The organism is Vibrio sp. E150_018 (genome assembly GCF_053544035.1).
The window spans coordinates 343,380-358,632 of record NZ_JBHGNY010000002.1; the positions used below are offsets into that span (position 1 = coordinate 343,380).

The window sequence follows — 15,253 nt, forward strand, 5'->3', positions numbered from 1 at the left end:
TCCCTTGTAAATTGTAGAATGGGCGTCATTTTATGGGATCTATCACTGTGGGAATTGATGTAAGGCAGGTTTCAGTTCGATACCTCTACCTATAAAGTGGTTTTTTTATAAAAATGTGAGCTTTTTTGATTCAACACAGGTTCGCCGAAGAGTAGCCATGTAAAGTAAGACTCTTTATCATGGAGGTATTATGTTCTCACATTTTCGTACTCAAACTGTGGCTAATGCCGCGTCATTATTCGCTATTCCTAGCAAACTCATTCCGCAATCCATTCACAATAAAGTGCTATTAGAAGGGCTAAAGCGTGTTTTTCATGAAGCGCTAGAAGATGGTGATTTTGAGTTTTTGCAAGAACGTTGGCTAAAGGTGTCGATTAGCGATATCGGTTTAAGTTGGATGATCAGCTTTGATGATGGCAATTTGATTGTGTCAGATAAACCTCAACAGCAAGACGTCAGTTTTTCAGGTTGCTTGAACGATATGGTTTTGATTGCGGGTCGCAAAGAAGATCCTGATACCTTATTCTTCCAACGACGTCTAAAAATTGAAGGGGATACCGAACTTGGGCTAGAAGTGAAGAATTTAATGGATAGCTTAGATTTAGATTCACTGCCTAAACCGGTCACTCAAACGATGCAGAAATTAGCGAGCTTTGTTCAGCAAGGCCTAATGGAACAGCCCTCACAAACTGCGGTAGCCTAAACTCTAATCTTGACGTTCTTGAGTGTAGAAGTGCCTGACTATAGAAGTTCTTTGGATATAAATGTCTGCTTTTTGAGTTTGCCCACAATTGATGTGAGAAAAGTGAGAATGATGGCGTGATTCGGTATAGAATTCACTCCCTATTTTCATAATCATAATGAGAGTCACCATGCAAATTCGTACCGAAGTTCCGGCTGATATTTTAACGATAGATGCATTACTGAAAGCGGCCTTTCCAACGCCAGCAGAAGCTAAGCTCGTTCGCGCTTTACGTGAAAACAGCCGCTTTACGCTTTCATTAGTCGCTTGTAGTGATGAAGGCGAAGTGATTGGCCATGCTCTATTTACGCCAGTGACGGTCGATGGTGAAGACTATGGTTGGCAAGCTTTAGCACCAGTTGCGATAAAAGAATCTCATCGCGGCCAAGGTATTGCAGAGCAGTTAATCCGCTCGGGGTTTGACTCGTTACTTGAATTTGGTTATTCCGCTTGTGTGGTACTGGGTGAACCTAACTACTATTCACGCTTTGGTTTTAAAAATGCTGAATTGTTTGGTTTAGTTTCTATTTATAATCAAATGCCGGAATTTACCCCGGGTGCATTTCAGGTTATCGCATTAGATGATGGCGCTTTAGAAGGTAAGTCTGGCTTGGTAGAATATAGCCCTGAGTTCCAAGGTTAGTAATATCATGTTTGACGATTCCAATTCAGTGCTACATCAACCAGAATTACGCCAACAAAGCTATTTAAAGGAAATGGGAATTTCAACCTTTGAAGTGGCCCATCCAGATAAGTTAGAAGGTTATCAATCTCCCGGTATTAGCTTGCCAAATGACTGCGCTTTATTGCTGGTGGCAGAAACTTGTCCGCAAGGTGAAGATGCTACGCTGTTTATTAAAGTGTTAGCCAGTATGAAGTTACAGCCAGAACAAGCCTTGCATTTAACTCCCGGGCAATTCGCTCAATTACAACAGCATAATCTCAATTGGGTGTGGTTTGCCGGATGTGATGATTCAATCTCAAGTAATGATGATTTGCCCCAATGGGACTCTGTGAAGTCGCTGCATTCTCCCGTGCTTAGTGCGATTCATGGTAATACTCAAAACCGACGAGATCTTTGGCAACAGATTTGTTCTTATGACTAATAACCTTCGTATTACACCGCTGCAAACTGAGCACCTAGATGTCGTGTGGCAAATTGAGAAAATTGCTCATAGCCACCCTTGGTCGGAATCGATGATCCGCGATCTATCTCATCAAAATTCAGCCAATTCTAGTAAGTATCAATTTGCATTATGGGCCGATGAGCAATTGGTCGGTTATTTGTACAGCCAAAATATTGTTGGTGAAGTGACATTACTGACTATCGCGGTGGATCCTCGTCAGCAAGGTAAAGGCTATGGACGGGCATTGATTGAGCATTTAATCGAACATAGCGAAAACGTCAATGCTGAGAGTATTTGGTTGGAAGTTCGAGAAAGTAATCGTGGCGCGTATCATTTATACGAGTCGCTTGGCTTTAATGAAATAGATCGTCGCGTCAACTACTATCCTTCAACAAAGAGCAGTAATGGTAAAGAAGATGCCATCATCATGAATTTGATCTTGGATGATAATTTTAATCCCTTCGCTTAACTCGTTATTAAAAAGCCTGAAACTGTGATGAGTTTAGGCTTTCAACTAGAGTTATCACAAATTTTGCGTATAATTCGCCCATCTCACATTTGTGATCCTATTATCTATCATATTGACGTTATCAGTATGAGTATGAACAAAGTATAAGGTTTCCTTCATGTCATTCCTTTCAGAAATTAGTAAGCGTCGTACGTTTGCGATCATTTCTCACCCGGATGCGGGTAAAACGACCATCACTGAAAAAGTATTATTATTCGGAAACGCTTTGCAAAAAGCTGGTACGGTTAAAGGTCGTGGTTCAAGCCAACATGCCAAATCTGACTGGATGGAAATGGAAAAGGAACGTGGCATTTCGGTAACCACTTCTGTCATGCAGTTTCCATACAACGACTGTCTAGTAAACCTACTGGATACTCCAGGACACGAAGATTTCTCGGAAGATACTTACCGTACGCTAACCGCAGTGGATTCTTGTTTGATGGTTATCGATGCAGCTAAAGGTGTCGAAGACCGTACTCGTAAATTGATGGAAGTAACCCGTTTACGTGATACGCCAATTGTTACCTTTATGAACAAATGTGACCGTGATACGCGTGATCCAATGGATTTGCTCGATGAAGTAGAAAGCGAATTAAAAATGGCTTGTGCACCGGTTTCTTGGCCGATTGGTAGCGGTAAAGAATTTAAAGGCGTGTATCACATTCACCGTGATGAAACGATCCTTTACGCTACAGGTCAAGGTCACACCATTCAAGAAGTTCGCACTATTAAAGGTCTCGATAATCCTGAACTTGATTCGGCGATTGGTGAAGAAGTCGCTGAGCAATTGCGTGAAGATCTAGAACTAGTGATTGGTGCAGCTCACGAATTTGATCAAGAACTTTTCTTGAAAGGTGAATTAACACCAGTATTCTTCGGTACCGCTCTGGGTAACTTTGGGGTCGATCATATGTTAACTGGCCTAACCGAATGGGCCCCTGCGCCACTTGATCGTGAAGCGAATGAGCGTACCGTAGAAGCGAAAGAAGAAAAATTTTCAGGCTTTGTATTTAAGATTCAGGCAAACATGGATCCTAAGCACCGTGACCGTATCGCTTTCATGCGTATTGTATCGGGTACTTATACTCAAGGCATGAAAATGAATCATGTTCGTACCGGTAAAATGGTTAACATTTCTGATGCCGTAACCTTTATGGCTGGTGACCGTGCTCGAGCTGAGCATGCTTATGCTGGTGATATTATTGGTTTACACAATCACGGTACCATTCAAATTGGTGATACCTTTACTCAAGGTGAAGCATTGAAGTTTGCTGGTATTCCTAACTTTGCGCCTGAATTGTTCCGCCGAATTCGCTTACGTGATCCGCTAAAACAAAAGCAATTGCTAAAAGGTTTAGTGCAACTTTCTGAAGAAGGGGCAGTACAGGTATTTCGTCCATTGCAAAATAATGATCTGATTGTTGGTGCAGTAGGTGTACTTCAATTTGATGTCGTTGTTGCGCGTTTAAAATCGGAATATAACGTAGAAGCGATTTATGAAAGCGTAAATGTTGCAACTGCCCGTTGGGTTGAGTGTGATGATGAGAAGAAACTTGATGAGTTCAAACGTAAGAACCAAACTAACTTAGCGTTGGATGGCGGTGATAACTTATCTTACGTTGCGCCAACGATGGTTAACTTAAACTTAGCCAAAGAACGTTTCCCAGATATTGAGTTCCATGCGACACGTGAACACTAATTGGTAATCACACTTAGTGAGCAATATTGAAGTTATAATGAAAAGGGTTGGCGTAGTGTCAACCCTTTTGCTTTAATTGTTTCGAAACACGAAACACGAAACACGAAACACGAAACACGAAACACGAGGGTGATATGTTATTAGCAAAATTAAAACACTGGCTGGCACGCTATGACGCATGGTGTGAAGAGCTCGGTTTAACACCAGAGCATAAACGTAGTTGCTGTGCTTATCGGCCTGATCCGACGCATACTACAAAGCCGACCGATAAAAATGACTTTAATGCCTAATTACACCTTTATAGATACCCATTGCCATTTCGACTTTCCTGTTTTTTCTGATCTCAATAAAGAGTTATCTAAAGCACAAGAGGCCGGGGTGTGTAAAATTGTCATTCCTGCGACTCAGCAATCCGGTTGGGAACATTTACAATCGCTGTCAGCGCAATACCCCTCGATTTACTATTCCCTAGGCTTGCATCCTTATTTCTTAGATCAGCACAGTTGTCTAGAGCAAAACTGTTTTTTAGGCCAACACCGTCTTTTAGACCAACAGAGTGAATCCTCGCTTGAGCAACTTGATAAGGCGTTAACGAAAAGAGATCTTAAGTGTGTCGCGATAGGGGAATGCGGATTAGATTTTATGCTCGATGCGTCACTGTTAACCGAGCAAAATATTCAAAAGCAATACCAGCTCTTTGATGGTCAACTACAACTGGCGATTAAACATAACTTGCCTCTCATTATCCATTCTCGTAAATCTCACGATAAGATCTTACCGCGATTGCGTAATAACCCTCCACAAAAAGGTGGTGTCATTCACGCTTTTTCGGGAAGTTATCAACAGGCATTGGAATATGTGAAATTAGGCTTCTATATTGGAGTAGGTGGGGTAATTACTTATCAACGGGCAAATAAAACTCGTCAAGCAATTGCTCAATTACCATTAAACCGTTTAGTGCTTGAAACCGATGCACCTGATATGCCAGTTTTTGGGTATCAAGGTAAAGCGAACCATCCAGTGCACTTGTTAGACATATTTGACTCATTATGTGTATTACGTAAAGAACCAAAATCCGAGATTGCCAAGCAACTTTGGTTTAATAGTTGTCAGTTATTTCAAATTTAGTGATAAATTTGATGAACACAATGCAACCGTTTGCTTTTCTGTCAATATAAAAAAGTCAAACGTTTAGTGATGTAGGTCACGTGATATTATGTTTTTCATTTAATTTTCATGAATAAGTGTGATTTTGGTATTACTTTGTTACCTGTTGTCAGAGTATAATCGCCTTCGCTTTTTCGAGCTCCACTTTAAATAACTCACTTCAGAATAAGGAAGCCATATACCATGAGCCTGGTTATGAGCATTGTCGGCATGTTTGTACTGATTGCAATTGCAGTACTCCTTTCCGACAACCGCAAAGCAATTAATTTAAGAACCGTAGGTGGCGCATTTGCCATCCAATTCCTACTTGGCGCATTTGTATTGTATGTGCCGTGGGGTAAAGATGTATTAAACGCTATGACTAATGGCGTTCAGTATGTAATAGACTTTGGTAATGAAGGTATCGGGTTCCTATTTGGTAACCTAGTTAACTTCTCTGTTTCGGGTATTGGTTTTATTTTTGCTTTTAAAGTACTACCAACTATCATTTTCTTCTCTGCGCTTATTTCAGTACTTTACTATGTTGGCATTATGCAATTTGTCATTAAGGTATTAGGCGGTGGATTACAAAAGGCACTGGGTACTTCTCGCGCAGAATCAATGTCTGCAACAGCTAACATATTTGTCGGTCAAACAGAAGCACCATTAGTGGTTCGTCCATTTGTTCCTAAGATGACTAAATCTGAGTTATTTGCCGTAATGTGTGGTGGTTTAGCTTCTGTTGCTGGTGGTGTAATGGCGGGTTATGCAGCAATGGGTGTTCCTCTTGAATACTTAATCGCAGCATCGTTTATGGCAGCTCCTGGTGGCCTACTGTTTGCAAAAATCATCAAGCCTGAAACCGATGAGCCAATTGATCAACTTGACGATATCGAACAAGCTGATGAAGACAAACCAGCTAACGTTATCGATGCAGCAGCAAACGGTGCATCATCTGGTTTACAACTTGCATTAAATGTAGGTGCGATGCTATTGGCTTTCGTTGGTCTAATTGCATTAGTGAATGGCGCCCTTAGTGGGGTAGGTAACTGGTTCGGTATGCCCGAACTAAGTATGGAACTTATCCTTGGTTACTTATTTGCTCCATTAGCATGGTTAATCGGTGTTCCTTGGTCTGAAGCAACTATTGCAGGTACTTTCATCGGTCAAAAAACTATTTTGAATGAATTTGTTGCTTACTCTAATTTTGCCCCTTACTTAGCTGAAGGTGCACAAGTTGCCTTGTCTGAGAAGACCAAAGCAATTATTTCATTTGCTCTATGTGGTTTTGCTAACCTTTCTTCTATTGCGATTCTTCTAGGTGGCTTAGGTGGTTTAGCACCAGCCCGTCGTTCTGAGATTGCAAGTATGGGTATGAAGGCTATTGCTGCAGGTACGTTATCTAACTTAATGGCAGCAACGATTGCAGGTTTCTTCTTAACGCTATCTGCAATGTAAGTTAAGGTTTTTATATAGACGCCATTAATATGTAGTGTAAAGCCGTAGCATGAACTTGCTACGGCTTTTTGCGTTTTAGCATTACAGATTAAAGTCATAACCTTTATGTATATATTAAGGCTTTTTGAGATACAAACCGTTTGCGTTCAGGATAGTGACTGACCTCACGGAATAAATCAGTATAATCACCAGTAAATTCACACTAACAATGTATGTTCATTGAGTTTTGTTCATCGAGCTTATTAAGGATTCAATAAGTTTGTTAGTGAGATATGTTCACAACACATGATGTGTTTGCAGCCAAACTCCGGCTTTACTGGTGAATTGGTTGTGCGGTGACAGGGATTGCAATTAGCGAGCTATGCTAATTAAATTAATTAGTTGACGAGCTAAGTCTTCAAGGAACCAAGTCCGTTCATTTCTGACAACTTGGCTCTGACGATCTTTTAAAACACATTGTTTTTGAGGAGAGTACAGAGAATCACACTACACTTTAAATGAGTTATTTATATTTGAAGTAGTGTGAAAGCAACAGTTGTCATAATAATTTTTTGATATCGGAGATAGAAATGAGCGATTTACAAGCAGCAGCTTTACGTGCACTAAAATTAATGGATCTCACCACACTAAATGATGATGATACCGATGAGAAAGTGATTGCCCTTTGTAAAAATGCAAAGTCACCGGTTGGCAATACTGCTGCCATCTGTATTTACCCACGTTTTATTCCAATTGCGAAGAAAACGCTGCGTGAACAAGGTACGCCTGAGATCCGCATTGCAACTGTGACTAACTTCCCACATGGTAACGATGATATTGAGATTGCAGTTGCTGAAACCAAAGCCGCTATTGCTTATGGCGCAGATGAAGTGGATGTAGTTTTCCCATACCGTACATTAATTGCTGGTGATGAAAAAACAGGTTTTGATCTTGTTAAGCAATGTAAAGCCGTATGTGGCGATGTATTACTTAAAGTGATCATCGAAACCGGTGAACTTAAAGAAGAAGCTTTGATCAAACGAGCTTCAGAAATTTCAATCGAAGCAGGTGCTAACTTCATCAAAACTTCAACCGGTAAAGTGCCCGTTAACGCAACGCCAGAATCAGCAGAAATTATGCTGAAAGTGATTCGCGATATGGGCGTAGCGAAAACCGTTGGCTTTAAGCCTGCTGGTGGCGTACGTACCGCTGAAGATGCTCAAGCTTATCTTGCGATGGCCGATGAGATCCTTGGCGCTGATTGGGCTGATAACATGCATTACCGTTTTGGTGCATCCAGTCTACTAGCCAACCTTTTAAATACGTTAGGAAAAGGTGAAAAAGCGGCGGAAGGCGGCTACTAATCTTACCTAATTGATAGTAATAACTTTGGTTGCGAAAGTAACCAAAGTTATTACTTTTCCCTCTCGTATATGAATGGGTGATAGCTATGTATCTTCCTCAAGAAATTATTCGAAAAAAGCGTGATGGTGAAGTATTGACGGCTGAAGAAATTAACTTCTTCATTCAAGGCGTTGCCGATGACACGATTTCAGAAGGTCAAATTGCTGCATTCGCAATGACCATTTTCTTCAATGAAATGAATATGGATGAACGGATTGCATTAACGTGTGCGATGCGAGATTCCGGTATGGTGATCGATTGGTCACACATGAACTTTCCAGGCCCAATCGTCGATAAGCATTCAACTGGAGGCGTCGGAGATGTGACCTCATTAATGTTAGGTGCGATGATCGCCGCTTGTGGTGGTTTTGTCCCTATGATCTCTGGCCGTGGTCTAGGACATACTGGCGGGACACTGGATAAATTAGAATCAATCCCAGGTTATAACATCATGCCTTCCAATGAAGTTTTCGGTGATGTAACCAAAGAGGCTGGCGTAGCGATTATTGGTCAAACGGGCGATTTAGCACCCGCTGATAAACGTGTTTATGCCACGCGAGATATCACAGCAACGGTTGATAATATCTCTCTGATTACTGCTTCTATCTTATCTAAGAAGCTGGCAGCAGGTTTAGATTCACTAGTTATGGACGTCAAAGTCGGTTCTGGTGCATTTATGCCAACTTACGAAGCTTCAGAAGAGCTCGCTCAATCTATTGTTGCGGTGGCAAATGGCGCAGGCACTAAGACCACTGCTATTCTTACAGATATGAACCAAGTATTGGCGTCGTCAGCCGGTAACGCTTTAGAAGTGAAAGAAGCGGTGCAATTTTTAACGGGAGAGAGAAACTCTCGTGGTGAAGTGCGTAACCCTCGCTTATTTGAAGTGACCATGACCTTATGTGCTGAAATGTTGGTGCTTGGCCATTTAGCTGAGAGTACTGAAGATGCTCGAATTAAATTACAGGCGGTTTTAGATAACGGCCGTGCAGCGGAATGTTTTGGCAAAATGGTAGCTGGTCTTGGTGGCCCGAAAGATTTTGTACAAAACTACGATGCTTATTTACCTAAAGCTGAAATCGTTAAGCCAGTCTACGCAGAGCAAGCGGGTACAGTAACCGCTATGGATACTCGTGCGATAGGTATGGCGGTGGTATCAATGGGCGGTGGCCGTAAAGTGGCATCGGATAGCATTGATTACGCGGTTGGCTTTGACCAATTTATCCGCCTAGGTGAGCAAGCCAATAGCAATACCCCATTAGCGATGATTCACGCAAGAAGTGAAGCACAATGGCAGCAAACGGCTAAGGAATTACAACAAGCGATCACGGTGTCTGATGAAACTTATCAACCGACACCAGAGATTTATCGTCAAATTCGAGCAGAAGATCTATAACGATCACTGTTTGGCAGGAGTATCAACTATGAAACGTGCGATTATTTTAGTATTGGATTCTTTCGGTGTTGGCGCAACGCAAGATGCTGATAAGTTTGGTGATGTAGGTGCCGATACATTAGGTCATATTGCTGAGCAATGTAATAAAGGTTTAGCGGATAATGAAAATCGCAGTGGTCCTTTACGTCTACCTAACTTATCGAAATTAGGTTTAGGAAAAACCGCTCAAGAATCAACAGGAACTTTCCCTATTGGGCTGGATGAAGACGCCGAAATCACTGGCGCTTATGCTCACGCAGCGGAATTATCTTCAGGTAAAGATACACCATCTGGGCACTGGGAAATTGCTGGTGTGCCAGTGCTGTTTGATTGGGGGTACTTTACCGATGAAAAAAATAGTTTTCCTCAAGAGCTACTCGACAAGATTGTTGAACGCGCTAACTTGAAAGGTTATCTAGGTAACTGTCATTCATCGGGTACGGTGATTTTAGATGAGCTTGGCGAAGAGCACATGAAGAGCGGAAAACCTATCTTTTATACCTCTGCCGATTCAGTGTTCCAAATCGCTTGCCACGAAGAAACCTACGGCCTAGACAACTTACTAGAGCTATGTCAAATCGTACGTGAAGAGCTTGAACCTTATAATATTGGCCGTGTTATTGCTCGCCCATTTATCGGCAATAAAGCAGGTGAATTTGCTCGTACTGGTAATCGTCGTGATTTATCCGTTGAGCCGCCATCAGCAACCGTGCTGCAAAAACTGGTTGATGAAAAAAATGGCGAAGTGATCTCAATTGGTAAGATTTCAGATATCTACGCAGGTTGTGGTATTACGAAAAAAGTAAAAGCAACAGGTTTAGAAGCATTGTTTGATGCAACACTAGAGCAAGTGAAGACTGCGGGTGATAACACTATTGTGTTTACTAACTTTGTTGATTTCGACTCATCTTACGGCCACCGTCGTGATGTAGCAGGCTATGCGGCGGCACTAGAGTACTTCGACAAGCGCTTACCTGAAATTCAAGCAATGCTGCAAGAAGATGACGTACTGATTTTGACCGCTGACCACGGTTGCGATCCAACGTGGCCGGGAAGCGACCATACTCGCGAACATATCCCGGTCTTAGTGTCAGGCCCTAAAATCCAAGCAGGTTCACTAGGTCGCCGTGATACTTTTGCCGATATAGGCCAAAGCCTAGCAGAATACTTCGGTACGTCTGATATGGAATACGGTAAGTCGTTTTTATAGACGAATCTCGTTGCTCGAATGCTCGTAACTCGATAGCAACGGCATTCGATTAAACAAACTTCTAAAAATTAATTGTCAGAGTGCTTTGTTCTAGAAGCAAAGCACTCTAGTTACGAGAAGCATAGCGCACGAGCTACGCCCCTCATTAACGATTAAACAAAAATATATATAAAGGATATACAAACATGGCAACTCCACATATTAATGCTGAAATGGGTGATTTTGCAGACGTAGTACTTATGCCGGGTGATCCACTTCGCGCGCAGTACATTGCAGAAAACTTTTTAGATAACGCAATTCAAGTGTGTAATGTACGAAATATGTTTGGTTACACAGGGACTTACCAAGGTCGTAAAGTGTCTGTAATGGGCCACGGTATGGGTATTGCGTCTTGTTCTATCTACGTAACTGAGCTAATTAAAGATTTCGGTGTGAAGAAGATCATCCGCGTGGGTAGTTGTGGTGCAGTAAGCGACGGCATTAAATTGCGTGATGTTGTGATTGGCATGGGCGCATGTACCGATTCAAAAGTAAACCGTCTACGTTTTAAAGATCACGACTTTGCAGCAATTGCTGACTATCAAATGGTAAAAAATGCAGAAGAAGCGGCAAAAGCTCGTGGTATTGACGTGAAAGTCGGTAACTTATTCTCTGCAGATTTATTCTACACACCAGATCCAGATATGTTCAAAGTTATGGATAAGTACGGCATTTTAGGTGTAGAAATGGAAGCCGCTGGTATCTACGGTGTTGCAGCTGAATACGGCGCAAAATCAGTAGCGATTTGTACGGTATCTGATCATATTAAACACGGTGAGCAAACTACCTCCGATGAGCGTGCGACTACCTTCAATGATATGATTCATATTGCTTTAGATTCTGTATTACTTGGCGACAAGTAAGCATTCATCTCTGTCTAATACTAAAAAACCTCTTGATAGTCGACTATCAAGAGGTTTGATTTTTTAGACCCGAGACCCGAGACCCGAGACCCGAGACCCGTCTATAAATCTTTAAGTAAAATATTTTCCACTTGATCTTTGGGCTTATAAAGTAATAGTAAGCACAATAGAATGCCACTAATAAAGCTTAATATCAGCATCATATACATTAAGTGATCACTATTACGATAGCGGTGATCGGATATCGCTGTAACCTTGCCTTTTTCAAAGGTAATACGCATAAACCCGACGATCGTATTTTCATGAAAAATTGGTTTTACTAATTGCTCTCGACCGATAGAAGCCGTTTTTAGCGGTGTATCTAAACCAAGAATTTCTCTAACCCCTTTTGCTTTATCGCTAGCAACCAATTTGATCCCTTCGGCATTATAAATAGTGGCATCAAACACTAATTCGTCTGAGGCTATTTGGTTGGCCAGTTTGAGTAAATGGTCTTGGTCATCATTCGCAATTAAGTCAGTTGCGGTTAATGCGGCTTGTGATATTAAAATATTGGTTAGGGTTTCAAGCTGCTGACTTTGGATATGTTCGTTATCACGGCTGATCACAAAGCTATTAATGATAGTATAAGCAAACATTCCACCTAGCAGGATGATCGCAACAAAGCGTAAAAAGACACGCCAAGAAAATAGCGAAGTTTGCATCAAGAATTTCCTTTATAACGTAATAATTAACGAAAAGAAGTGAATTGTTAGTTTGAGACTTGCGTTAATAAATTGCAATAGGGTAAGTTGCTATGCAATATTGTGATACAACGCATAAAACCCAGTTACTTGAGGGTAAACTTGACCATTGCTGTTTGGGTAATATTAATACCGCAATGACATAAATTCTAATTATTTGGATAAAAAAGGCAAAAACATGGACGTGTCAGCATCTTTCCACATTCCGCAACGCAGTTTAAAAATTCAACGAAGTATGTCGTTGGTGAAGCGATTACCAGAATCTCATTTGTATTCGAGTTTAGATAAACAAAAAGCTCAGTGGATCATTTTTGGGGAGCATTTATCGATTGGTTATTTTGACCGAATTGACGTATTTACTGGACGTTTTAACCCTGTGCTTGATTCATGGAAAGTCGGGCATTATGAAGTCGCTTTAATGGGCGGCGAGCTTATTCCTGAAATGATAGAATTTATTCATGGGCTGGGTTTAGATTGCGCGTCTATCAGTGTACTGCCTGAATTAACCAAACCAGGCTTAATTGTGATGGATATGGATTCCACGGCAATTCAAATTGAATGTATTGACGAAATTGCCAAGCTAGCCGGTGTTGGTGATCAAGTATCTGAAGTTACTGAGCGAGCGATGCAAGGTGAGTTAGATTTTGAAGAAAGTTTAAGAGAACGAGTTGGCGCATTAGAAGGCGCGGATGAATCGATTCTAGCTCAGGTACGTGAGAATTTGCCTCTAATGCCAGATCTAGCAGAGCTTGTGACGACCCTAAAACAATTAGGCTGGAAAACCGCGATAGCTTCAGGTGGTTTCACCTATTTCTCAGACTACTTAAAAGACACACTAGGGTTAGACTACGCCCAATCAAATACCTTAGAAATTGTTGATGGTAAGCTAACCGGCAAAGTTCTCGGTGATATTGTTTCAGCAGAAACCAAAGCCGATATCTTAGTAACCCTTGCCGATGAATATGACGTCGAACAACACAATACGATTGCAGTAGGCGACGGCGCGAACGATCTCGTTATGATGGCAACCGCCGGTTTAGGGGTGGCTTATCATGCGAAACCTAAAGTTGAGCAACAAGCTAAAACCGCGATCCGTTACGCTGGCCTTGGCGGGGTGCTGTGTATTTTGTCGGCGGCATTAGTACAGCAAAAACGTGTGAGTTGGAAAGCGATTCCGTAGTAACAGCAAATCGAGAAGCGTATTGCGAGTTCGCTGCGCTCGAGAGCCCGTTGTTCGGGTTTCGGGCGTTTCACTTCTAGTGGATCGGGAAAGAGTTTTCCCAATAGATAAAATAAATCGTCATCCTGAAAAGCGACGTAGGAGCGCAGTTCAGGATCTCCTTCCACGATTTGAATCTCAACTTGTTGTAGGAGGTTCCGTATCTTCTTCGCTTAGGCTCATGTACGGAATGACGGCGGGGTAAAACCGAGCCACGCATATTCATTTATATTCAATTAATCGATATCTTCAATTAACTTAGGTACTTTTCTTCATGGCGAGTAAAGCAAAACGAGCATATGTCTGTAATGACTGTGGTGCGGATTTTCCACGTTGGCAGGGGCAATGTAATGCCTGTGGTGCATGGAACACAATTACAGAAGTTCGATTAGCGGCTTCGCCTCAAGTGGCGCGTAATGAACGTTTATCTGGTTATGCGGGGTCGCAGTCGGATGCACAAGTTCAGAACTTATCCGAAATTGACTTGCAAGAAGTCCCACGTTTTTCGACAGGCTTTAAAGAGTTTGACCGAGTACTAGGTGGCGGGATAGTTCCCGGTGCCGCGGTGTTGATTGGGGGGAATCCCGGCGCAGGTAAAAGTACTTTATTATTACAAACCGTGTGTCGTTTAGCGGTGCAAATGCCAACCTTATATGTCACCGGTGAAGAATCTCTACAGCAAGTGGCGATGCGTGCTTCACGTTTTGGTTTGCCAAAAGAGCACTTGAAAATGCTGTCGGAAACCAATGTCGATAAGATTTGTCAGATAGCAGAAAAAGAACAACCGAAAATCATGGTGATCGATTCCATTCAGGTCATGCATGTTGCCGATGTTCAATCATCACCGGGGAGTGTTTCTCAGGTTCGTGAATCGGCCACTACCTTAACTCGTTATGCTAAACAAAATAATGTCGCAGTATTTTTAGTCGGTCACGTAACTAAAGATGGCACCTTAGCAGGGCCGAAAGTACTAGAGCATATTATTGACTGTTCGGTATTACTTGATGGTAGTGCGGATAGTCGTTTTAGAACTTTGCGTAGCCATAAAAACCGTTTTGGTGCAGTTAATGAATTAGGCGTATTTGCCATGACGGGCCAAGGGTTAAAAGAGGTGAGTAATCCTTCGGCGATCTTTTTGTCGCGTGGTGATGAAGAAACCTCCGGCAGTTCGGTGATGGTGGTATGGGAAGGCACTAGACCGTTGTTGGTCGAAATTCAAGCGCTGGTGGATTATTCTCAACTATCCAATCCACGACGCGTGGCTGTCGGTCTTGATCAAAACCGTTTATCCATGCTACTTGCGGTACTGCATAAACATGGCGGTTTGCAAATGGCGGATCAAGATGTATTTGTTAACGTCGTCGGCGGGGTGAAAGTTGCAGAAACTAGTGCTGACTTAGCATTACTAATGGCTCTGCTATCTAGCTTTAAAGATCGCCCACTACCAAAAGATGTGGTGGTGTTTGGCGAAGTCGGTTTAGCCGGCGAAATTCGCCCAGTGCCAAGTGGTCAAGAGCGTTTAATGGAAGCGTATAAACACGGCTTTAAAAAAGCGATCGTGCCAGCCGCGAATATGCCAAAAGGTGGAATTGCAGGCATGCAGATCCATGGCGTGAAGAAGTTATCAGAAGCGATAGATGCGTTTGATGAGTTGTAAAAACGAAGCTCGGACGCTGCGCTT

Annotated in this window: 15 protein-coding genes; 14 read left to right on the top strand and 1 reads right to left on the bottom strand. The window is 42.1% G+C overall.

The features are described 5' to 3' along the window. Positions 1–190: 190 nt before the first annotated feature. From ubiT to deoD, 12 genes are all read left to right on the top strand, one after another. A complete protein-coding gene (gene ubiT, locus ACE3G9_RS04290; protein WP_417880773.1) occupies positions 191–703 on the top strand; it encodes a ubiquinone anaerobic biosynthesis accessory factor UbiT in 513 nt (170 codons plus the stop codon). Positions 704–872: 169 nt separating this feature from the next. Next, positions 873–1,385, top strand: coding sequence for a GNAT family N-acetyltransferase (locus ACE3G9_RS04295; protein ID WP_417880772.1), 513 nt, complete (start codon positions 873–875; stop codon positions 1,383–1,385). 7 nt (positions 1,386–1,392) lie between these two features. Further along, positions 1,393–1,848 (top strand): DNA polymerase III subunit psi, encoded by a 456-nt coding sequence (locus ACE3G9_RS04300; RefSeq protein ID WP_417880771.1) that lies wholly within the window; start codon positions 1,393–1,395, stop codon positions 1,846–1,848. After that, the gene (rimI, locus tag ACE3G9_RS04305; RefSeq protein WP_417880770.1) at positions 1,841–2,338 is read left to right on the top strand and encodes a ribosomal protein S18-alanine N-acetyltransferase; all 498 of its coding nucleotides are present in this window, start codon (positions 1,841–1,843) and stop codon (positions 2,336–2,338) included. Before ACE3G9_RS04300 ends, rimI begins: the two co-directional genes overlap by 8 nt. Before the next feature lie 157 nt (positions 2,339–2,495). After that, complete coding sequence (gene prfC / locus ACE3G9_RS04310) at positions 2,496–4,076, top strand: peptide chain release factor 3 (RefSeq protein ID WP_449218538.1); 1,581 nt, start codon at positions 2,496–2,498, stop codon at positions 4,074–4,076. A 134-nt stretch (positions 4,077–4,210) separates the two neighbouring features. Next, entirely contained in the window at positions 4,211–4,366 is a 156-nt protein-coding gene (locus ACE3G9_RS04315) for a DUF5363 family protein (RefSeq protein WP_449218539.1), read from the top strand. After that, on the top strand, positions 4,350–5,204 hold the full coding sequence (locus tag ACE3G9_RS04320; protein ID WP_417880768.1) for a TatD family hydrolase: 855 nt from the start codon (positions 4,350–4,352) through the stop codon (positions 5,202–5,204). Before ACE3G9_RS04315 ends, ACE3G9_RS04320 begins: the two co-directional genes overlap by 17 nt. 222 nt (positions 5,205–5,426) lie before the next feature. Continuing rightward, positions 5,427–6,680, top strand: coding sequence for a NupC/NupG family nucleoside CNT transporter (locus tag ACE3G9_RS04325; protein ID WP_417880767.1), 1,254 nt, complete (start codon positions 5,427–5,429; stop codon positions 6,678–6,680). 569 nt (positions 6,681–7,249) lie between these two features. Next, positions 7,250–8,023 (top strand): deoxyribose-phosphate aldolase, encoded by a 774-nt coding sequence (gene deoC / locus ACE3G9_RS04330; RefSeq protein ID WP_417880766.1) that lies wholly within the window; start codon positions 7,250–7,252, stop codon positions 8,021–8,023. A gap of 86 nt (positions 8,024–8,109) precedes the next feature. Further along, positions 8,110–9,459, top strand: a complete 1,350-nt coding sequence (gene deoA, locus ACE3G9_RS04335; RefSeq protein WP_417880765.1) for a thymidine phosphorylase — start codon at positions 8,110–8,112, stop codon at positions 9,457–9,459. 28 nt (positions 9,460–9,487) lie between these two features. Beyond that, entirely contained in the window at positions 9,488–10,708 is a 1,221-nt protein-coding gene (gene deoB / locus ACE3G9_RS04340; protein ID WP_417880764.1) for a phosphopentomutase, read from the top strand. A gap of 185 nt (positions 10,709–10,893) precedes the next feature. Further along, positions 10,894–11,610, top strand: a complete 717-nt coding sequence (deoD, locus tag ACE3G9_RS04345; RefSeq protein ID WP_449218540.1) for a purine-nucleoside phosphorylase — start codon at positions 10,894–10,896, stop codon at positions 11,608–11,610. Positions 11,611–11,711: 101 nt separating this feature from the next. On the opposite strand, the gene ACE3G9_RS04350 is transcribed toward deoD, so the two are convergent. Then, positions 11,712–12,314, bottom strand: a complete 603-nt coding sequence (locus tag ACE3G9_RS04350) for a YtjB family periplasmic protein (protein WP_417880762.1) — start codon at positions 12,312–12,314, stop codon at positions 11,712–11,714. Positions 12,315–12,531: 217 nt separating this feature from the next. Between ACE3G9_RS04350 and serB the strand changes: the two genes are divergently transcribed. After that, positions 12,532–13,533: a phosphoserine phosphatase gene (serB, locus tag ACE3G9_RS04355; RefSeq protein WP_417880761.1), complete on the top strand. Its 1,002-nt coding sequence runs from the start codon at positions 12,532–12,534 to the stop codon at positions 13,531–13,533. A gap of 313 nt (positions 13,534–13,846) precedes the next feature. Continuing rightward, the gene (gene radA, locus ACE3G9_RS04360) at positions 13,847–15,229 is read left to right on the top strand and encodes a DNA repair protein RadA (RefSeq protein ID WP_449218541.1); all 1,383 of its coding nucleotides are present in this window, start codon (positions 13,847–13,849) and stop codon (positions 15,227–15,229) included. Positions 15,230–15,253: the final 24 nt, after the last annotated feature.

Excerpts from the sequence above, each read along its gene's own strand:
- ubiT (WP_417880773.1), top strand. The coding sequence starts at position 191 with ATGTTCTCACATTTTCGTACTCAAACTGTGGCTAATGCCGCGTCATTA.
- ACE3G9_RS04295 (WP_417880772.1), top strand. The coding sequence starts at position 873 with ATGCAAATTCGTACCGAAGTTCCGGCTGATATTTTAACGATAGATGCA.
- ACE3G9_RS04300 (WP_417880771.1), top strand. The coding sequence starts at position 1,393 with ATGTTTGACGATTCCAATTCAGTGCTACATCAACCAGAATTACGCCAA.
- rimI (WP_417880770.1), top strand. The coding sequence starts at position 1,841 with ATGACTAATAACCTTCGTATTACACCGCTGCAAACTGAGCACCTAGAT.
- prfC (WP_449218538.1), top strand. The coding sequence starts at position 2,496 with ATGTCATTCCTTTCAGAAATTAGTAAGCGTCGTACGTTTGCGATCATT.
- ACE3G9_RS04315 (WP_449218539.1), top strand. The coding sequence starts at position 4,211 with ATGTTATTAGCAAAATTAAAACACTGGCTGGCACGCTATGACGCATGG.
- ACE3G9_RS04320 (WP_417880768.1), top strand. The coding sequence starts at position 4,350 with ATGACTTTAATGCCTAATTACACCTTTATAGATACCCATTGCCATTTC.
- ACE3G9_RS04325 (WP_417880767.1), top strand. The coding sequence starts at position 5,427 with ATGAGCCTGGTTATGAGCATTGTCGGCATGTTTGTACTGATTGCAATT.
- deoC (WP_417880766.1), top strand. The coding sequence starts at position 7,250 with ATGAGCGATTTACAAGCAGCAGCTTTACGTGCACTAAAATTAATGGAT.
- deoA (WP_417880765.1), top strand. The coding sequence starts at position 8,110 with ATGTATCTTCCTCAAGAAATTATTCGAAAAAAGCGTGATGGTGAAGTA.
- deoB (WP_417880764.1), top strand. The coding sequence starts at position 9,488 with ATGAAACGTGCGATTATTTTAGTATTGGATTCTTTCGGTGTTGGCGCA.
- deoD (WP_449218540.1), top strand. The coding sequence starts at position 10,894 with ATGGCAACTCCACATATTAATGCTGAAATGGGTGATTTTGCAGACGTA.
- ACE3G9_RS04350 (WP_417880762.1), bottom strand. The coding sequence starts at position 12,314 with ATGCAAACTTCGCTATTTTCTTGGCGTGTCTTTTTACGCTTTGTTGCG.
- serB (WP_417880761.1), top strand. The coding sequence starts at position 12,532 with ATGGACGTGTCAGCATCTTTCCACATTCCGCAACGCAGTTTAAAAATT.
- radA (WP_449218541.1), top strand. The coding sequence starts at position 13,847 with ATGGCGAGTAAAGCAAAACGAGCATATGTCTGTAATGACTGTGGTGCG.